Origin of the sequence: Sphingobium sp. MP9-4 (genome assembly GCF_005281675.1) — a bacterium.
GTDB classification, from domain to species: domain Bacteria; phylum Pseudomonadota; class Alphaproteobacteria; order Sphingomonadales; family Sphingomonadaceae; genus Sphingobium; species Sphingobium yanoikuyae.
The window spans coordinates 93,818-113,196 of record NZ_LUFI01000014.1 but is presented as its reverse complement, the minus strand read 5'-3'; the positions used below and the strand labels follow the sequence as shown (position 1 = coordinate 113,196).

Sequence of the window (19,379 nt, the reverse complement as noted above, 5' to 3'; positions counted from 1 at the left end):
GAGTATCGGGAGAGAATTTGCGTGAGCGACCATATCGCCATCATCGAGACGAACGGCGTGCTCGAAATCCATATCGACCGGCCCGACAAGAAGAATGCGCTGACCGGGCCGATGTACCGCGCGATGATTGCAGCGCTGGCCGATGCGTCGAGCCGGCCGGAGATTGGCGTAGTGCTGTTCGCGGGCCGGGGCGACGCCTTTTGCGCCGGTAATGACCTCAAGGACTTCATGGCCGGGCCGGAGGGCGGCGCTGCCGCCTTCGATTTCATCAGCGCGATTGCCGCCTTCGACAAGCCGATCGTCGCGGCGGTGCAGGGGCTTGCCGTGGGCGTCGGCACGACGATGCTGTTCCATTGCGATCTGGTCTATGCCGCGCCCGACGCGCGCTTCGTCATGCCCTTCGTCAATCTGGGTATCGTGCCGGAGGCCGGCTCCAGCCTGCTCGCGCCCGCGATCATGGGCCATGCCAGGGCGGCGGCGATGCTGATGCTGGGCGAACCGATGGATGCGGAGGGGGCCGATCGCGCCGGTTTCGTGACGGCGATCGTGACAGGAGACGCGCTGCTCGACCATGCCCGCGCCAAGGCGGCGGCGTTGATGGCCAAGCCGCCCCAGGCGCTGATGGCGACGCGCCGGCTGATGAAGGGTGATCCCGCCGCCTTGCAGGCGCGCATTGCCGAAGAAGCCCGGCTGTTCCGCGAAGCGCTGGCCTCGCCCGAAGCGCAGGAGGCGTTCATGGCCTTTTTCGAAAAGCGCGCGCCGGTCTTCAAGCGGGCCTGATCGAAGCGCGGCCGGGGGAGGGGATCAGTTCTTGCCTCGCCGCTCGAACTTCAGTTCGCTCACGATCACGGCGGCGATGATCAGCAGCGCGCCGGCCAGCGCCGTGGCGGGCTGGCGGTCGCCCGCGATCCGGCCCAATATCCCGGCCCAGACCGGCTCGCCGGCATAGATCAGGGTCGCGCGGGTCGGCGATACGGTGCGCTGCGCCCAGTTCATCACGAACTGGATCAGCGCCGTCATCGCGCCCAGGCCACAGGCCGACAGGATCACCGTCCAGGAAAAGGGCGGGATCGCCTCACCCATCGGCGCCATCAGGCCGAAGGCGAGCAGCGACGTGACCGCCAGTTGCACCAGCGTGACGCGGGCAATGTCGACCTTGCCGGCCCACAGGCTGATGAAGATGATTTCCAGCGCGATCGCCAGGGTGCTGATGAGCGTCAGCGCCTCGCCCTTGCCCAGCGACAGCCCCTCGCGCGGGGCGGCGATCAGGATCAGGCCGGCAAAGGCCAGCGCGACGCCGACCCAGCTGGTCCAGCGCGGTCGCCGCCGCAATATCGCCCATTGGAGGATCGGCACCAGCGGCACATAGGCGGCGGTGATGAAGGCCGATGTGCTGCTGGATATGGTCTGCAGCGCCCAGGTCTGGAGCGTGTAGCCGCAGAAGATGCCAAGGCCGATCATCGACCCGGCCAGCAGTTCGCGCGCCGTCAGGCCGCGCAGCACCGGCCAGGCGAGCGGCAGCGCGAGCAGCGCCGCCGTGCCGAAGCGCATCCCCACGAAAAAGAGCGGCCCGCTCTGCTGCATGGCATTATGCACGATCAGGAAGGTCGCGCCCCATAGCACGGTGATCCCGATCAGCGCGAGTTCGGGACGGCCGATCATCAGCCGGGGCGCAGGGCTCTTGTCGAGGGCGGCATTGTGCAACATAATGCACATCGCGTTATGAGCAATATATTGCACAGTCAAGTCGAAGTCCCGCGCCCGGACGTTCTTTCCCATGTCGCGGGCAATATCCGCCGCCTGCGCGCCGCCAAGGGGCTGAGCCAGGATGCGCTGGCCAGCGCGGCGGGCGTCAGCCGACGCATGCTGGTGGGGATCGAGAGCGGGGAAGCCAATGTCAGCCTGTCGACGCTCGACCGGCTGGCGCAGGCGCTGGACGTCAGTTTCTCCCATGTCGTGCGCGCGCCCGACATGCCCGACAATAGCCGGATCGATACCCTCGCCTGGCAGGGCGAGGATGTGCATAGCCGTGCGACCCTGCTCGGCACGGTCCCGGCCGCGCGCGAGGCGGAGCTATGGACCTGGTCGCTGGCGCCGGGCGACCGCTACCCGGCCGAGGCGGACGCCGCCAACTGGCACGAGATGCTCTATGTGGTGGAAGGGGTGCTGACGGTCGAGATGGATGCCGGCACGCGCACGATCGCGGCGGGCGACTTCCTCATCTTCAGCAGCGACCGCCCCTATGTCTTCGTCAATCGCGGAACGGACCTGCTGCGCTTCGTGCGCAACGTGGTGTTCTAGGCAGCGTGGACGAATGGCCGGGATCGGTGGGGGCTGCCATTCCCCTCCCGTAAACGGGAGGGGAAGCGAGACTTAGGCGCGAAGCGCATTAGTCGCAGCGGGGTGGGCTTGCGCGCCGTCCAGCCCACCCCCTAACCCCCTCCCGCTTGCGGGAGGGGGAACAGGTCCGCTTCTGGCCGTTTGCCGGTCGGTAGAAGAGCGAGCGACGGCGAGGGATATGCGAGATGCAACAAGATTACTGGCATATGATCGAGCCCTTCTGGGAAGCGATCAACGTTGATGAGGATGGGGAGGCCTATCTGGTAAGCGTTGCCGATATTCCGACCGCTCTCGTTCATTTGCATGCGGCCCATTTGGCGCAGTCGGAGATATGTAACGGGGGCTTTGCGCAGTTTTTCCAGAACTATGGCGGTGTTTTGGCGCCCGAGGCCGCCGCAGGTTTCGCCGTCATGGGGATGACTTCGACTGCAAAAATCCTTGCAGAGGCGAGCCAGATGTTAGGCACGCCCTATCCTAGAGACTGGCGGACCAGACACACACAACTGGACGCCATACCAGTCGAAAAATTCGATCGGTTTGACTCACAGTTCTACGATCTTATCGAGACAGAAGCCGATGGCTTTCAATGTGCCGCAAACCGATTTGCGCAAAAGTTGAGGCAGCAAGGCCCTGCGTAGACCAATAGCATGGATTTTTGACTGCTGGTCAACTCTCCAGCGGATGAGCAACTATCTGCCTGCCTGCCTGCCTGCCTGCCTGCCTGCCTGCCTGCCTGCCTGCCTGCCGATAAGCCGACAATCGGAGATCGGCTGATCCTGGTCGTTCGGAAGCGGAAAGCTGCACGTCTGCATTTGGAGATTGGAAATCGGCGGATGAACGGCAATTTTTGATCGAAATCCGACAATCCCCACAGGCGTCATCCTGACGAAAGTCAGAACCCATTCTGCGCTATGGCGGATGGGGAGCGCTCAAGCGATCCAGGATCAAGCCTGTCCGGAGCCTGTCAAAGGGGGCGGGATGACGAAGATGGAAATGGCCACTTCCAGTCGCGTCCAGGCCGCCGGGATATAGCCTCGCAGCCTGAAATCGGGCCTCCCCATGGGGAGGCCCGATACGTCTCAATGGCTGTCGTTGCGCAGATCCTTGCCGGCCTGCTCCAGCGAGGCACCGACATCCTGCTTGGCTTCCTTGCCCTCGCGCTTGGCGTCGTCGGCCGCCCGGTCGGTCGCGGCGCCGATCCGGTCCGCGCCATTGTCGATCGCGGCGCCCGCGCGGTCGAGGCCGTTGTCGATCTTGGCGCCGGCATCGTCGACGGCGTTGCTGACGTCATTGCCGATCGCGGAGCCGGCATTTTCCAGATTGTCCGATGCCTTTTCCGAGCAGGCGGACAGGCTCAGGCCCAGGGCGGACAGGGCCGTGATGGCCAGAAGGGGTGCGCGCATGATGTCTCCTCATTGCGTTGGCAAGGCTTGGGCAGCGCCGCATCATATCTGACGCGGCGCTGCCTAATCTCTTGTTGTCGCATCGTTTTAAGCGGAAAACCGGTTCCCACTTTTCCGCACGACGCTCCTAAAAGCGCGGCAGCGGCCATAAGGTTGCGTGGTTTCGCGATCAGCCGCCGCTGAGGCCGAACACCATCGACCGGTCGGCATCGGGGATCAGACCCTCCATCACCCGCCAGAAACCGGTGACGGAACCCTGTCCGGCCTGGGCATAGGCGGCCGCCATCTTCTCGCGCAGCGCGCGGAAAAGCTCGGCCTCCAGTGCGCGGCCGGCGGCGCTGAGGCGCAGCAGTTTCTGCCGCCGGTCGCTGCTGCCCGGCCGGGTCTCGATATAGCCGCGCTCGATCAGGTCATTGAGCACCCGGCCGAGCGATTGCTTGGTGATTGCCAGCAGGCGCAGCAGATCCTTCACCGTCAGGTCAGGCTGGCGCGAGATGAAATAAAGGGCGCGGTGATGGGCGCGGCCCAGGCCCTGCGCCGCCAGCCCCTCGTCGATCGAGCGGGTGAGCGCGGAATAGCCGAAATAGAGCATCTCGATGCCGCGCCGGATTTCGTCCTCGCGCAGGAACAGCGGCGAGGCCGGTGCGATCTGGCTGGGCGAGGGGGCTTGGACGGACATCGGCGCGGGTTTCCGGCTGGAGGGGAGGGGGCGTGGCGTTGATCCCTAAGATGGGTTGGGCGGGAAGGAAAGGGAAAGGCGAAGTCCATCGTCAGGAGGGCTTTTCTTTCGTGCATCAGCCGCTATATGGCGGTCCCGCGCTGACTTGGATCGGCGCATTGCTGGGGCGTCGCCAAGCGGTAAGGCAGCGGCTTTTGATGCCGCCATGCGCAGGTTCGAATCCTGCCGCCCCAGCCATAATGCATTGAAATAATTTAATTTATTTCGTTTCGTTCGCGATACGTTGCCAATTGCCGTGCCAAATGGCGCAATCTCGCCATTGCTATTTGTCGGTGTTTGAGAGCCGACTTGGCAAATGGGGTATGCGCGGGCGCGCCGCGGACTGCACTGATTGAGGCGTTCTAGCGCTTCATCCGATCTGACAGGATCGTTGAGGATTCCCTTGGGCCTGGAAATCCGATTCAACATGCTAGCTGGACGAGGAGGCCAGCCTGGCATGACAAGGTCGATTTCGGAGGCACTTCGTTTTCGGGTTGTCGCGGCGGTTGATGGCGGGCTGTCGCGGTGCGCGATAGCCGAATGTTTCGGCTGCAAGCGCCGACGCTGGGTTCGAGAATGGCCAGAGACTGGTTCGACGCGGATATGGGCTGACGATCAGCCGAGAAGATGGCTGCGATGGTCGAATTTTGACGGAAACCTGCAAGGCCGTGCGAAGACAATACGGGCGGGCACTCTCCCGAAGCGGTAATACCTTCTAATCGCAAATCGGACTTTATCGCCCCTGCCATCCCGCGCCGCCATGCTAGTTTCGGCGCAGGATCGGGGCGCCGCGCGGTGCGAGGCGGCGGTCGAGACAGTGAGAATGAGGCGCCGGCGAGGATGAACGCAGCGACGATCGATCCAGACAGGAAGCGCCCGATCCCCCCGGACGAAACCGGGCTGGTGGCGCTCGCGACCCTGCTCGCCATGCACTATGTCGTCGTAGATCCCCAGGTATTGCGGCAGGAGCTGGGGCATTCAAATCCATTGGACAGCAAGGATCTGCTGCGCCTTGGCAAGCGTCAGCCCGGCGTGCGCGCACGCAGCGTTCGGGCCGATTATGATCGCCTGCAGCGCCTGTCGCTACCGGCGCTCGCGCAAGCGGCCAATGGGCAATGGTTCATCATGGGCAGGATCAAGGAGCATGGCGTCCTGATCCAGCGGCCGGGGCATCCTGTGGAGACGCTGGATCGGGCAGCGCTGGATGAAATCTGGTCCGGAGAGCTGATCCTGCTTGCCACCCGCGCCGGCACCGGCGGTGAGATGAAGCGGTTCGACATAAGCTGGTTCATTCCCCAGATTGTGCGTTACCGCCGCCTGGTGGGCGAGGTTCTGCTCATCACCTTGTGCATCAATCTCCTGGGGCTTGCCGCGCCGCTCTTTTTCCAGAATGTCATCGACAAGGTGCTGGTCCATAATACGCTGGCCACCCTGCAGGTGCTGATGCTGGGCTTCGTGCTGGTGTCCTTCTGGGAAGTGGGGTTTGGCTGGTTGCGGACCCGCCTCTATTCGGAGACCTGCCAGAAGATCGATGTCGAACTGGGCGTGCGCCTGTTCCGCCATGTGCTGCGCCTGCCATTGACCTATTTCGAGGGGCGGCGTGTCGGCGATACGGTGATGCGCGTTCGACAGCTGGAGGCGATCCGCGAATTTCTGACCAATGCCTCGCTGTCGGTGCTGATCGATCCGGCGTTCACCCTGGTCTTCCTTCTGGCCATGTGGATTTATTCGCCGCTGCTGACCGGGATCGTGTTGCTCACCATACCGGCCTATGTCGCGGTCTCGATCATGGTGACAGGGCCGCTGCGTCGGCGCCTTGCCGAGAAATTCGATCGAGGCGCGGCCAATAATGCCCTGCTGATCGAAAGCATATCGGGCATGCAGACGATCAAGGCGGCGGCCGTCGAGCCGCAATGGAATCATCGCTGGGAATTGCAGCTGGCGGCTTACAGCACGTCCAATCAGCGCGCGATCAACCTTGCCAACAACAGCAGCCAGCTGGTTCAGCTCATCTCGAAGTTGGGGGCGGCGACGATCCTGTTTTTCGGGGCGGGGCAGGTGATCGAGGGCACGATGACGGTGGGGGCGCTGGTCGCCTTCAACATGTTTGCCCAACGCGTGTCTTCTCCGGTCATCCGCATGGCGCAATTGTGGCAGGACTTTCAGCAGGTCCGGCTGTCGGTGGCGCAACTGGGGCTGGTGCTGGATGCGCCGATCGAGCGGATCGGATCCTCGCGGACGACGCTGCCGTCGATCAGAGGCAATATCCGCTTCGAGGGCGTCCGCTTCCGCTATGGCGATGAAGGCCCCTGGACGCTGGAGAATATCGATTTGGGCCTGCCTGCAGGCGGGACTTTGGGCATCGCCGGATCCTCGGGCTCCGGCAAGTCCACACTCGCCAAGCTGCTTCAGCGCCTCTGCCTCCCGGCAGCCGGGCGCATCCTGATCGATGATATCGACATCGCACAGATCGATCCGACCTGGCTGCGACGCCAGATCGGCGTGGTCCTCCAGGAAAATCTGCTGTTCAACTGCACCCTGCGTGAAAATATCGCGCTTTCCAGCCCGATCGCGCCTTTGTCGGAGGTGATGTCCGCCGCCCGGCTGGCCGGTGCCCATGACTTCATCATGGGGTTGCCGCTCGGCTATGACAGCATGATTGAAGAACGTGGCGTCAATTTGTCGGGTGGCCAGCGCCAGCGGATTGCGATTGCCCGCGCGTTGATGAGCAAGCCCCGTATCCTGATCTTCGATGAGGCGACATCGGCGCTCGATGCCGAGAGCGAGGAGATCGTGCAGGCCAATCTCAAGGCGATGGCCGCGGGACGCACGGTGATCATCATTGCCCATCGCCTGTCCGCGATCCGGGATTGCGACAGCATCGTCACGATGGAACAGGGCCATATCGTCGAGCGCGGATCGCATGAGGAGCTGATCGCCCGCAATGGCCGCTATGCCAAACTCTATCGGACCCAGACGCGGACCGGCATGGCGCGGGCGGTGTGATGGGCGCGCAGGGCATATGGGCGACGGGCCGGCAGGCATGGCGTGACGAAAGGGCGCGGGCGCGCACGCTGGTCCGATCCGAGGAAGTCGATTTCCTGCCCGCGGCTATCGAGATCGTCGAACGACCGGTGTCGCCAACGGCGCGCTATACGGCGTGGGTGCTGATGCTGGGGCTGGCCGTCGCCCTGTTGTGGCTGATCTTCGGCCAGATCGACGTCGTGGCTTCGGCCCCCGGACAGTTGATCCCGGCCGATAATGTGAAGCTGATACAGCCTGCGGACGCAGGGGTGGTGCGCTCCATATTGGTGCGGGACAGCCAGTCGGTTCATGCCGGCCAGGCGCTGATCGAACTGGACCCGACTATGTCATCGGCCGACGCGATCCAGGCGCGCAGGGCATTGGAGGCGGCCGAACTGGATGCGGCACGGGGGCGGGCCATGCTGTCCTCGCTCGACGGCCACGGCCTGCGCTTCGTGCCGCCGCCAGGCACCTCGCCGGAGATGACGGAGCTGCAGATCGCACTCGCACGGGCTCAGCTGGAGGGCATCATGGGCGAGACCGGAGCGCATGATGCCGACCGCCAGGCAGCCTCGGCCACCTATGCCGAAGCGACACTCTCGGCCACCAAGCTGGCGGAAACCCTGCCGTTGGTGGACGAACAGATCGAAGCCAACCAGAAATTGCTCGCCAAGGGCTATGTCTCCAAATTGCGCGTGATCGAGATGCGCCGACAGCGGCTGGGCTTGGCTCGGGATCGGCAGATCGCGCTCGAAACCGCGGCCAAGGCGCGCGCGCAGATGGCGCAGGCCAGTGCCAGTCGCACCCAGTCCGTCGGGACGAGCCGCGCCAGGATATTGGAGGATCTGACCAAGGCCGAGGTGGAGGCCCGCTTGCGTCGCGAGGAGATGGTCAAGGCCAGTCGGCGCTCTGCCTTGCAGCGGCTGGTCAGCCCGATCGATGGCACGGTTGCCCAATTGTCGGTGCACACGGTGGGCGGGGTTGTGGAAGTCGGAAAGCCGCTGATGCTGATCGTCCCGGCGCGCGGGCAACTGGTGGCTACGGTCAAGATATTCAACAAGGATATCGGTTTTGTGCGCGCCGGACAGGATGTGGGCGTCAAGCTTGCGGCTTTTCCCTTCACGCGCCATGGCGTGGTCGAGGGGCGGATCGAAAGCATCAGCACCGATGCGGTCGAGGACGAAAAGCTCGGCCTCGTCTATACCGCCAGGATTACGATGGACCGTCAATGGCATACCCGCGACGGTCGGTTTGTCCAACTGGTGCCGGGTATGGAGGTGACGGCCGATATCCGCACCGGTCTGCGCAGCGTCGGTTCCTATCTGCTGAGCCCGCTGCAGGCGATGGGCGAAGAAGCGGGGCGGGAGCGGTGAGCCATTTTCCATCCTCTCGGCAATGTCATGTCCTATTCGTGATTGCTGGGCTGGGTGCTGGAGGCGCGGAGCGGGTTATCAGCCTGATCTCGACGGCTTGGATTGCGCGTGGCTGGCGGGTGACGATTATGGCCTTTGATAGACCCGAGGATCCTGTCTATCACAGTTTCGATCCTGCGGTGGAGATCCGGCGCTTCGACATTCCAGCGGGGCGCGGTCTTGCCTCGACGCTGCTCGCGCAAGGGCGGCGTCTCCTCGCGATCCGTCGCCAGTTGAAGCACGTACGGGCCGACGTGGTGATTTCCCTGCTGACAAAGATCAACGTGCTTACGCTGACTGCGGCGATCGGGACCGGACATAAGATCATCGTGTCGGAACGGAATAATCCGCGCGCGCAAAAGGCCAATGCTGCATGGAATGCCCTGCTGGCGCAACTCTATCCGCGCGCCGCGGGGATCGTGATGCAGACGCGGGCCAGTCTTGATTGCCTGCCGCTATCGGCACGGTCGCTCGCGCGTGTAATCCACAACCCGATCGAAGTCACCGCATTGCCCACACCGGCGGCTGGTGCGCAGCGGGTCCTGGTGGGGGTCGGGCGGTTGACCCACCAAAAGGGGTTCGATCTCCTGATCGAGGCCTTTGCCAAGGTCGCGCGCCTGCATCCGGACTGGATCCTGCGCATCTGGGGAGAGGGGGAAATGCGCGGCATGCTGGAACGGCAGGTCGCCTCACTTGGTCTTTCCCATCGTATCGAACTACCCGGAAAGAGCGAGACGCCGGGCGGTTGGTTGGCCAAGGCGGATGCGATGGTCCTGTCGTCCCGCTATGAAGGCTTTGCCAATGTTCTGGGCGAAGCGATGGCGGCGGGCTTGCCGGTCGTTGCCTTCAATTGCGATTTCGGCCCTGCGGAAATGGTCGATAATCTCGTCGATGGCCTGCTCGTGCCCGACGGCGATGCCGGCGCGCTGGCCGCCGCGCTCGACCGGATCATGGGAGATGCTGCGCTGCGCATGCGCCTCGGCATCGCGGCCCGGCAATCGGCAACCCGTTTCGCGTCGCCGGCGATCATCGAACAATGGGACAGGCTGGTCGACGATGTGCGCGCTGTCGCTGGCGCCTAATAGGTCAGGCCCAATCGGATCATGCCCTGCCATTTGCTGAATTCGTCGGCCGCGATATCGGCTGTCCGGCGGGTATAGGTGGCCACCGCCTCGATCCACATATGGCGGTTGAGCAGATAGCGTGCGCCGCCTTCGCCGGTCCAATAGCGCTGATCGGCATCGAAACTCTCGCGATAATGGACGTTTCGCATCCCGACAGACCCGCGCACAATCAGGTTGTGCCGTACCTCCTGGTCGATGCCCAGGTCGATACGCGTGTCGATGCGTCCCATCGCGCCGGCGCGGATTGTCGCCACATCGCCCCGAAAAATATCCAGGCGGACGGCGGTACGGGTCTGAGGGCGCCAGGTCAGCTGGCCGTTGGCGGACAGGCCGGTAAACGCATCAAGGGCAAGGTCGCGGGGATTGGAATGAAATATGCCGATACCAATATTGCCGTTGAGCTTGTCACCCAGTTCCAAGGATACGCCGGCCAATGCACCATAGGTCGTGGTCGAGCGATCGACGCCGTTGCGGTCTGTCTTGAGGCGCGGCTCGCGATCGTTGAGATAGGGCTGGACGAAAACGGCCACGCGCTGTGACAGCTTGACCTGTCCCTTCACCGCGACGCGGTATGTCAGCATGTCGCGATCGGAATCCTCGAGCGAGAGATAGTCGAGCTTCGTCACCCCGGCTGTTGCCGTCACGCCGATGCGCGAACCATCATAACGATATTCCAGATCGCCGTTGGTCACATTGATAAGCGCTGGCGATTGCGTCAGGTCGGTATTGGCCTCGGGCGCGCCGCGTCTGTCGAAGGTCCGGTCAAAGGATGCTGTCGCTGTCACCCAGTGCCGGTCGCCGAACCCTTTGCGATAGCTCGCGCGAATGCCGAACTGATCGGTATTTTCCTGTGAGGTCTTCGCGTAGCGCGAAAATTCGCCGTAGCCGCGCAGGAAGAACATCGACTTGTCGGTGTCGCGGTTTACCTCCACGCTTGGCCGCACCAGAAAAATGGTGTCGGATTTCCGGTTTTCGTCGGTGGCGAAGATATTGTTGTCGAACCGCACGCCCAGGTCCAACCGGGGTTCGATGACAAAGCCGCCGGTTTGAATGGTGCGCGGCTCATAGCCGGGGCGCGGGAGATCGTCGATCGGGGTCGTGCGGGTGATATCCTGCGCGACCAGGGGCGAGCCGCCGAGCGCGAACGCGATCACGAGCGGCAGGCGACGATAGCGCCAGCGCAAACGCGCTGCGCGACCAGACCCGTTCTGGCACACGCTCAGAACCAGCTTTCACGAATCTCGATCAGATCGCCGGGCTGGACCGGACTGGTCTGGGTCGCACTGCCGGCCATATTGGCACGCGTGATTTTCACCGTCTTCGTGTTGGCGCGGAAAGTGAAACCGCCGGCGACCGACACGGCGGTCATCACCGACATGCCCGGGACAAAGGGATATTGGCCGGGCTTTTGCACCTCGCCGGTGATGAAGAACGGGCGATAGGCGATGATCTGGGCGCTGACCTTGGGATCGAGCACCAATTGTTGCGCGCGCAAGGCGGCGGCGACATCGGCCTGCAGTCCGTCGACGGTCTTGCCTGACGCCGGGATGTTGCCGACCATCGGCAAGGACAGCATGCCCGTGTCCGAGATGAGATAGGTCTCGCTCATCATGTCCAGCCCATAGACATTGAGGCGGACCTGGTCGCCCGGACCCAACTGATAGGGGGTAGGGGCGGCAGTGGCCAGCGGCGTCAGCTTGGCTTCCGGTCCGGCGCAGCCACCCGGTCCCGTGGCGAACAGGGCAAGGACTATTGAGATCAACAAGCGCTTTTCCATGCTATCCTCCCGTCCTTATGGCCTTGGTTGCCGCTTCAGGCGCGAGCACGCGTATCGCCCGCCGGCGTGGAAATGCCGCCGCCGAGCCACGTACCCAGATCCCGTTGAAGCATGTCCTGCAGCCGCAAAACATCGTCACGATAATAAGCTCTCAGCATCCTGTGCAGTTCGCCATCCAGTGGTGGATAGCGCACCGGTGATGCCAACGATGCGCGCACCCTGGCGAGCACGGGATTGCTCCGCAGCGGGTCCAGGGCCGGGCGCATGGGGCGCAGCAGCCGTCGCAGCGTCAACGGCAATAGCGGCGTGCTGCTGTCATTCTTCCGGCTGTCCAGCTGATCGGGCGCGATATGGGCAGGGACGCCGATATGTCTGCATATGTCGACGATCATCTGTTCGGCGGAATGGGCCAGGTCCTCGTAGAGCAGCACATGCAGCTGCTCGCGCGGGAACTGCTTCAGGAAGCGATCGAGGTGTCGCGCATAAAGACCGCTGGCTAGGAACCGCCGCTCAGCACTGCGCTGGCCCTGCAGATATTTGCGGGGATCGCCGCCGACCATCCCGCGCCGGTAAAGCATGCAGTAATCGGAATAGGCGCGCTGCACGGGATCGCGCAATTGCACGATCAACCGTGCTCCGGGCAGCGTCTGGAACAGGCGATCGGCGGCATCGGGATGCGCCAGATAGTCAGCCGACTTTTCGCCAAGAATGCGGTCCGGCGGCGCTTCGTCGAACAGCGTGGCATACCAGTCCGTGCCGCGGGCATAGTCACTGCTGAAATAATGGGGTTCGGTCTTGGGCAGCCACAGATTGGGATGGCAGCGCAACTGATGGGCGATCCAGGTGGTCGCCCCCTTGACCGCACCGATGATGATGAAATGCGGGCGACGGCCGTCCGGAAACATCATCGGGCTCCCTGTTGGATGACTGTGCGCAGGATATTTCCCATATAGACGCAATCGGCGGCGAACAGGCTGGGATCGACAGGCAGCAACAGGCTGGTTTCACCCAGTCGCCTGGCGACGGGCAGTCGGTTTGACGGGCCCATCGCGGCATCGGTGAACGCGCGTTCGAGATAGATTTCAGGGCAGCTGCCCGACTGGCACGGCACGCCTAACTCTCGCGCCGTTTCGATGATCCGATCGCGCGACCAGCCATGCTTCAGCCGTTCGAGCCGCAGGAACGCATAGAATTTATAATAGGCAGGGTCGATCCCAGGTTCCGGGTCGATCAGGCGGAGCGCCGGAATGTCTGCCAATATGTGCCGCAATATCCGGGCATTGTCGCGCCGCTGCCGAAGCCAGGTCGGCAGCTTCCTGAGCTGCGCAACGCCGATCGCGGCCTGCATCTCGGTCATCCGATAGTTGCTGCCGAAATGATTGTGGAGCCAGCGGAAGGACACGCCATTGCCCCCCTGCGCCATCAGTTCGGGATCCTTGCCATGATCCTTTAACGCCCAGGCCCGCTTCCATATGTCGGGATCGCGCAGCAGCAGCAGTCCACCTTCACCGCCAGTCGACATGATCTTGTCGGTACAGAATGAAAATGCGGCCGCGTCGCCGAACCCACCCATGACCCGGCCGTGGCGCGTCGCGCCATGGGCCTGCGCGCAATCCTCTATGATTCGGATATCCCGGACTGCGGCGAGCGCGCAGATTTCCTCCATCGGGGCGGGATGGCCGGCCAGATGGACGACGATGATCGCGCGAGTTTGGGATGTCAGGCAGGCGGCGATCGTATCGGGGCTGAGCCCCTGAGTCACTTCATCGACATCGGCAAAGACGGGGGTGGCGCCACAGGCCACGACGCAACTCGCCGAAGCCATGAAGCTGCGTGCGGGGACGATCACCTCGTCGCCAGGGCCGATGCCCAGCGCCTTTAGCGCCACTTCCAGGGCGAGCGTTCCGTTGGCCAGGGCAATGGCATGGGGCATGTCGCACAGTTCGGCAAAGCCCTGCTCCAATGCCGCGCAGCATTCGCCATGATGCAGGGCGTTGACGCGTCCGGTCTCCAATATCCCGGTCACGGCGGCGATCTCGTCCGGCGCATAGACTGGCCATTGCGACACGATCGACATGGAGCGCTGCGGGATGGCGTCATGATGGGGGCGAGCCAGCATCCTTTCCCTTCCTTATTGCATCTGGCGCACGGCGCCGTCCTGCGGCCATATCGGCTTGGCGATCGGCGATTTCTTGATCGCCGTGAGGCAATTTTCCTTGTCCAGAGGGCGGGGCTGCAGTGGGGCTTCCCGGGTCACGGCATCCAGCATCTCGAACAGCAGATGACGCACCTCGACCTGGTCATGGGCCAGGACGGCGCGTTCCAATTGCTCAAAGCCGGCCTGCAGCCGTGCCGGCGGTACGGGCACCGGTTCGGCCTCGAACACGCCGGTAAGGTCGGACGGCAGTTGGCGTTCGCGTTCGTCGAACAATTCCTCATACAGCTTCTCGCCGGGGCGAAGGCCGACGATCTTGATCGGCACGTCGCGTTCGGGGGCGAGGCCGGCCAGGCGGATCATGCGCCGGGCGATGTCGATGATCTTCACCGGCTCGCCCATGTCGAGCACGATGATGCGCCCGCGTTTCAGGCCATATTCCATGGCGCGTGCGGTGCTGTGCAGGATGAGTTGCACGGCCTCGTGCACGGTCATGAAGAAGCGCGTGATTTCCGGATGCGTCACGGTGAGCGGCGAGCGGCTCTCCAGCTGGCGCTGGAACAGGGGAATGAGCGAGCCGCTGGAGCCTAGCACATTGCCGAAGCGGACAGTCATGAAGCGTGGTGCACCGGGATTTCCGGCGCCCTCGAGATCAAGCGCCTGGCAGTAAAGTTCGCCCAGCCGCTTCGTGGCGCCCATCACGCCGACCGGATTGACGGCCTTGTCGGTCGACACCTGGACCATGGCCCTGACGCCATGGCGCTTGGCCGCGTCCGCGACATTGCATGTGCCGAGCACGTTGGTCTGCACGCCCGCGCAGACATTGGTCTCGACCAACGGCACATGTTTGAGTGCGGCGGCATGAAAGACGAAATGGGGTTTCCATTCGGCAAAAACGGCCATCACATGTTGCCGCTGCCGCACCGAACAGAGCAGCGCATGGCAGGAAATGGCGGGATAATTTTCCCGGATTTCCATTTCGACCGAATAAAGATTGAACTCGCCACAATCGAGCAGCAGCAGTTCGGACGGCTCGAAGACGGCAACCTGGCGTGCCAGTTCCCGACCGATCGATCCCCCGGCGCCGGTTATTAGCACGCGCTGCCCCTTGATCGCCCGATGGACGATTTGCGCATCGAGCTGGGTCTGGGGCCGGTCGAGCAGGTCGGCGAGATTGATCAACTGGAGGTCGAGCGGCTTGTTGATCTCCGTTGCCGGCGGTGCACGCAAGACGGACAGATTGAGCGTCTGCGCTGCCGTGACCAGTTTCAGCTTTTGCGGGCCGACCACGTCCTCGGGACCCGTGGCCAGGATGATGCAGGTGGGCCGCTGATTGCGCGCGGTGAGGTGCGACACGACATGCTCGATCGCTTCGACCCCGCCCAGCATCGGCACGCCTCGCAGCCGCAAATGCGCCTCGCCGCTGTCCAGGTCGAGAATGCCGACGGGCAGATAGGGGGGCGTCGGCAGCATCTCCAGATGGCGCAGGATGGTTTCGACATATTCGGGATGACCCACGATCAGGGCGCGCTGCTGGCTGACGGCGATGTCGGAGCGTCGCGCATTGTCGCGCATGCCGGGCAGATTGATGCGGTTCAGGCCGCGCGTCATGTTGCGCAGCACGCGGCGCCACAGGCGCCCGGCGGACAGGAGCGAGATCAGGACCAGGCATTGGATGAACGGCACCGAAGTGGGCATCCAGCGCTGTCCCTGGCTCAGCATCAGGACGATCATCGTTGCGGTGATGGCCAGGATCGCGGCCTCGACCAGCCGGATCAGGTCCGGCAGGGAGGCGAGGCGCCAGATGCGGTTGTAAAGCCCGCTCCAATGAAAGGTCACCAGGCCCACAAGGATGAAGATCGGCAGGCTGTGCAACGCGCCGTCGACCATATGCTCCGGGACGGCACCGTTCATGCGCAGGATGAGGGCAATGCCGAGCGAGGTTGCTATCGCCCATGAATCATAGGCCATATAGGTAGGTGTGCGCCATTTGCGAAACAGGGCGCGAAGTTCACCGGCTACAGGCATGGTTTTCCCCTTGTCGATGCAAGCCAAGTTTCGGTGACCGCCTGAGCGCCCGGGCGCTCAGGCCACGAGATCCATCCGAACACGGCCTCCTTGAACAGGTTAGGTCGATGGCCGCCTGCGGTAAGCTGGGCATAGGGACATCCCGAAGAGGGGTATGGTGATGGCTCTTGTGGTGGGGCGCCTCCCCCCAAATGCCCTGCCATGCTCAAAAGTAGTGCTGCCGGTCGCGGTGCCTTGCCCCCATGGATAGGGCCTAAAATAGCGAGCAGGCTGGCGCTGCGCTTCGATCTAATAGGGACGCTTCCATCAGGGGCACGTCGCGAAGCCATCTTCGGGCGATTTTTTGGGGCCGGCACGTCCATGAAGCTGCTTCATGTCATAACCGGATTGAACGTGGGCGGAGCCGAGACGATGCTCATGCGCCTGCTCCACCATTCGTCCGCGCAGGACCAGGACGTGGTGGTGGCCTCGCTGATGCCGCCAGGCTTTGTCGGCCAGCGCCTGCAGGACAATGGCGTGCGGTTCCATGCCTTGGGGATGACCAGCGTTGCGACCGCCTTGCCGGCGACGCTCCGGCTGGCTGCGCTTGTCCGGCGCGAGCGTCCCGACGTGATCATGGCGTGGATGCACCATGCCCAGTTGGCGACCATGTGCGCGACGATGCTGGCGCGTACCGGCGCACCGGTGATCTGGAATGTTCGTCATTCGCTTGGCGGTGGCTATGTGCATGAAAAGAGGCTGACCCGCCTCGTCCTGCGGACCCAGGCGCTGCTTTCACGGCGGCCGCAGGCGATCATCTACAATGCCCGGGTGGCGATGCAGCAATATCGGGCCATAGGCTTTGATCCCACGCGGGCGATGGTCATCCCCAATGGGTTCGATCTGGACGCGGACGGGCAGCGGGCGGAGGCCCAGGATCGGCTTCGCCGGATTTTCGGCATCGCGCCCGACCGCATCGTGATCGCGATGGTCGCGCGGGCGCATCCAATGAAGGATGCCGCCAATCTGGTATCGGCCTTCGCCCGGCTGCATCCCGCCCGTATGCCGGCGCATCTGCTGATCGTGGGAGAGGGGATGGACCGGCCGACGCCGGAGATCGCGGACGCGCTCTCGGCCTTGCCGACCGGGTACTGGACGCTTTCGGGGCAACGGAGCGATGTCGCGCAGTGGCTCGGCGGCGTCGATATCCTCGCCTTGCCCTCGGCCTGGGGCGAGGGATTCCCCAATATCGTGGGTGAGGCGATGGCCAAGGCCATACCCTGTGTCGGTACCGATGTCGGCGACACGGGCTGGGTCATCGGAGCGACGGGCCGCACCGTGCCGCCGCGCAATCCGACAGCCCTCGCGCTGGCGTTGATGGAACTATGCCATTTGCGGCCGGAGGAACGGGTGATGCTGGGCGGTGCTGCGCGCCAGCGTATCAGCGAGATGTTTGCGATCGATCAGGTCGTGAAGCGCTATGATGCGCTGTTTCGACAGGTTGCGGGACGGATCGAGAGCGACGAGCCGGGGCCATCGCCGCGTGCCATGCAGTGCGAGGCGCTATGAAGATCGTCGTCGTCTCCAGCCTGGCTTTCTCGCTGATCAATTTTCGCGGGCGCCTGCTCGCATCGATGGTGGCGAACGGACATGAGGTCATCGCCTGTGCTCCTGATCGGGATGCGGCGGTCGAGGCGAGGCTCGCCGCGCTGGGCGTGCGCTTCCGCCACATGCCGATGGCGCGCACGGGGATGAATCCGTTTCGCGACGTGCAAACTTTTTCCTGGCTGCTGGTGATGCTGTGGCGCGAGCGGCCAGATATCGTGCTCGCTTATACGCAAAAGCCGATCATCTATGGCGGTTTGGCGACCCGTTGTGTCGGCAGGACGCGCTTTTATGCGATGGTGAGTGGATTGGGGCATGTGTTCAGCGACGACATGTCCGGCCGCCTGCGCCATGTCCGGCGTCTCGTTTCCTTTCTCTATCGTCGCGCGCTGGCGCACGCCCAGGCCGTGTTCGTGTTCAATCGCGACGATCGGCACGAAATGCTGGCCCATGGCATCATCGATGAGGGCGCCCAGGTCATTCAGGTGCCCGGATCGGGCGTCGACCTCGATCATTATGCTTGCCAGCCGCTCCCCGAAGTGGAGCTGAGCTTCCTGATGATCGCCCGGCTGCTGCGCAACAAGGGCCTTGATGATTATGCCGAAGCAGCGCGTCTGGTCCGGGCGGAGCGGCCTGACATCCGTTTCCGCCTGCTCGGTCCGTTCGACAGCAATCCTGCCGCCATTTCGCGCGAGACGATCGCGCAATGGAACCGGGATGGCCTGCTGGAATATTGCGGCGAGACGCAGGACGTCCGGCCGCATCTTGCCCAGGCGAGCGTCTTCGTATTGCCCAGCTGGTATCGCGAAGGGCTGCCGCGCACGTTGTTGGAGGCGATGGCAACGGGGCGAGGCGTGATCACCACCGACATGCCCGGCTGCAGGGAGCCCGTGGTCGAGGGGGAGAATGGTTTTCTGGTCCCGCCGCGCAACCACCAGGCACTTGCCAATGCGATGTTGCGTATCGCGGCGGATCCGGGGCTGGTCGTCGCCATGGGCGCGGCGGCACGGCGGACGGTGGAGGAGCATTTCTCGGTCGAGAAGGTGAATGCGATGCTGCTCGACACGATGGGCCTGGTTGCCCATCCGACGGGCGTCCCTGTTCAACCCGATCGATCCGCTGCACCTGTGCGGGCGTTTGCGACGGGAGGAGGGTGATGTCATCGATCCGGCTTCTCGATGTGGGGATATCGGCTGTCGGGCTGCTGGTGGCCGTGCCGGTGATGGCCGCAGTGGCAGGCGTGATCGCCCTGACCGATGGCCGACCGATCCTGTTCCGACAGCGCCGTGTGACGCGGGACGGGCGGCTGTTCACGCTGGTCAAGTTCCGCACCATGACGAATATGCACGATGCGGACGGTCATTTGCTCCCCGATGCGGCCCGGACGACGCCGGTCGGTCGCGCGCTCAGGGCGGTGCGGCTCGATGAATTGCCGCAATTATGGCACATCCTCACGGGCGATATGGCATTGATCGGGCCGCGACCGTTGCTGCCTGAAACGATCGTGGCGGCCGGGAAAACTGGTCAAGCACGGTGCGCCGTCAGGCCTGGGCTCACCGGCTGGGCGCAGGTCAACGGCAACACGCTGCTGAGCGATGCCGACAAGATGGCGCTCGATCTCTGGTATATCGATCATCGCAGCCTGTCGCTCGACATCAACATACTCTGGCGCACCGTCCTCGTCGCATTGACGGGGGAGCGAACCGATCCAACATCCATAAGGAGGGCCTATGAGAGCGGTGCTCGTTGGCGCAGTTGAGAGCACGCGCGTTGCGCTGAAATGCCTTGCGGCTTCGTCGGCATGGGATTTGGCG

At 63.6% G+C, this 19,379-nt stretch carries 17 protein-coding genes and 1 tRNA gene; 10 read left to right on the top strand and 8 right to left on the bottom strand.

Annotated elements, in window-relative coordinates:
* Window positions 1–21 precede the first annotated feature (21 nt).
* Window positions 22–780, top strand: a complete 759-nt coding sequence (locus tag A0U87_RS03300; RefSeq protein WP_010336334.1) for an enoyl-CoA hydratase — start codon at window positions 22–24, stop codon at window positions 778–780.
* Between the two features lie 24 nt (window positions 781–804).
* On the opposite strand, the gene A0U87_RS03295 is transcribed toward A0U87_RS03300, so the two are convergent.
* Window positions 805–1,707: a DMT family transporter gene (locus A0U87_RS03295; RefSeq protein WP_048937488.1), complete on the bottom strand. Its 903-nt coding sequence runs from the start codon at window positions 1,705–1,707 to the stop codon at window positions 805–807.
* Window positions 1,708–1,734: 27 nt separating this feature from the next.
* Between A0U87_RS03295 and A0U87_RS03290 the strand changes: the two genes are divergently transcribed.
* Both A0U87_RS03290 and A0U87_RS03285 read left to right on the top strand, forming a co-directional pair.
* A complete protein-coding gene (locus tag A0U87_RS03290) occupies window positions 1,735–2,301 on the top strand; it encodes an XRE family transcriptional regulator (protein WP_234415625.1) in 567 nt (188 codons plus the stop codon).
* 224 nt (window positions 2,302–2,525) lie between these two features.
* Window positions 2,526–2,978 (top strand): DUF4375 domain-containing protein, encoded by a 453-nt coding sequence (locus A0U87_RS03285; RefSeq protein ID WP_048937490.1) that lies wholly within the window; start codon window positions 2,526–2,528, stop codon window positions 2,976–2,978.
* A 441-nt stretch (window positions 2,979–3,419) separates the two neighbouring features.
* On the opposite strand, the gene A0U87_RS03280 is transcribed toward A0U87_RS03285, so the two are convergent.
* Together A0U87_RS03280 and A0U87_RS03275 are read right to left on the bottom strand one after the other, a co-directional pair.
* Entirely contained in the window at window positions 3,420–3,743 is a 324-nt protein-coding gene (locus A0U87_RS03280) for a hypothetical protein (RefSeq protein WP_010338154.1), read from the bottom strand.
* Window positions 3,744–3,912: 169 nt separating this feature from the next.
* Window positions 3,913–4,422, bottom strand: a complete 510-nt coding sequence (locus A0U87_RS03275) for a MarR family transcriptional regulator (protein ID WP_004207880.1) — start codon at window positions 4,420–4,422, stop codon at window positions 3,913–3,915.
* A 162-nt stretch (window positions 4,423–4,584) separates the two neighbouring features.
* Here A0U87_RS03275 and A0U87_RS03270 point away from each other — a divergent pair.
* From A0U87_RS03270 to A0U87_RS03255, 4 genes are all read left to right on the top strand, one after another.
* A tRNA-Gln gene (locus tag A0U87_RS03270) sits at window positions 4,585–4,659 on the top strand.
* Window positions 4,660–5,301: 642 nt separating this feature from the next.
* On the top strand, window positions 5,302–7,467 hold the full coding sequence (locus A0U87_RS03265; protein WP_137405215.1) for a type I secretion system permease/ATPase: 2,166 nt from the start codon (window positions 5,302–5,304) through the stop codon (window positions 7,465–7,467).
* Entirely contained in the window at window positions 7,467–8,858 is a 1,392-nt protein-coding gene (locus A0U87_RS03260; protein ID WP_137405214.1) for an HlyD family type I secretion periplasmic adaptor subunit, read from the top strand. The genes A0U87_RS03265 and A0U87_RS03260 overlap by 1 nt, the downstream gene beginning before the upstream one ends.
* A complete protein-coding gene (locus A0U87_RS03255; RefSeq protein ID WP_137405221.1) occupies window positions 8,855–9,979 on the top strand; it encodes a glycosyltransferase family 4 protein in 1,125 nt (374 codons plus the stop codon). Before A0U87_RS03260 ends, A0U87_RS03255 begins: the two co-directional genes overlap by 4 nt.
* Here A0U87_RS03255 and A0U87_RS03250 read toward each other — a convergent pair.
* The 5 genes from A0U87_RS03250 to A0U87_RS03230 are packed head-to-tail and all read right to left on the bottom strand — an operon-like array spanning window position 9,976 to window position 15,981.
* Window positions 9,976–11,205: an outer membrane beta-barrel protein gene (locus A0U87_RS03250; RefSeq protein ID WP_170978348.1), complete on the bottom strand. Its 1,230-nt coding sequence runs from the start codon at window positions 11,203–11,205 to the stop codon at window positions 9,976–9,978. The two genes, A0U87_RS03255 and A0U87_RS03250, sit on opposite strands and share 4 nt — an antisense overlap.
* Before the next feature lie 35 nt (window positions 11,206–11,240).
* Complete coding sequence (locus tag A0U87_RS03245; protein ID WP_048937495.1) at window positions 11,241–11,798, bottom strand: polysaccharide biosynthesis/export family protein; 558 nt, start codon at window positions 11,796–11,798, stop codon at window positions 11,241–11,243.
* Window positions 11,799–11,833: 35 nt separating this feature from the next.
* Window positions 11,834–12,706, bottom strand: coding sequence for a sulfotransferase (locus A0U87_RS03240; protein ID WP_240700497.1), 873 nt, complete (start codon window positions 12,704–12,706; stop codon window positions 11,834–11,836).
* Window positions 12,703–13,917, bottom strand: coding sequence for a DegT/DnrJ/EryC1/StrS aminotransferase family protein (locus tag A0U87_RS03235; protein WP_048937497.1), 1,215 nt, complete (start codon window positions 13,915–13,917; stop codon window positions 12,703–12,705). Before A0U87_RS03235 ends, A0U87_RS03240 begins: the two co-directional genes overlap by 4 nt.
* Window positions 13,918–13,929: 12 nt before the next feature.
* Window positions 13,930–15,981, bottom strand: coding sequence for a nucleoside-diphosphate sugar epimerase/dehydratase (locus tag A0U87_RS03230; protein ID WP_137405212.1), 2,052 nt, complete (start codon window positions 15,979–15,981; stop codon window positions 13,930–13,932).
* A gap of 360 nt (window positions 15,982–16,341) precedes the next feature.
* Here A0U87_RS03230 and A0U87_RS03225 point away from each other — a divergent pair, with 360 nt between their 5' ends.
* The 3 genes from A0U87_RS03225 to A0U87_RS03215 are packed head-to-tail and all read left to right on the top strand — an operon-like array spanning window position 16,342 to window position 19,324.
* A complete protein-coding gene (locus A0U87_RS03225; RefSeq protein ID WP_048937499.1) occupies window positions 16,342–17,529 on the top strand; it encodes a glycosyltransferase in 1,188 nt (395 codons plus the stop codon).
* Window positions 17,526–18,722 (top strand): glycosyltransferase family 4 protein, encoded by a 1,197-nt coding sequence (locus A0U87_RS03220; RefSeq protein ID WP_048937500.1) that lies wholly within the window; start codon window positions 17,526–17,528, stop codon window positions 18,720–18,722. The genes A0U87_RS03225 and A0U87_RS03220 overlap by 4 nt, the downstream gene beginning before the upstream one ends.
* Window positions 18,722–19,324: a sugar transferase gene (locus tag A0U87_RS03215; protein WP_048937501.1), complete on the top strand. Its 603-nt coding sequence runs from the start codon at window positions 18,722–18,724 to the stop codon at window positions 19,322–19,324. Before A0U87_RS03220 ends, A0U87_RS03215 begins: the two co-directional genes overlap by 1 nt.
* Window positions 19,325–19,379 lie beyond the last annotated feature (55 nt).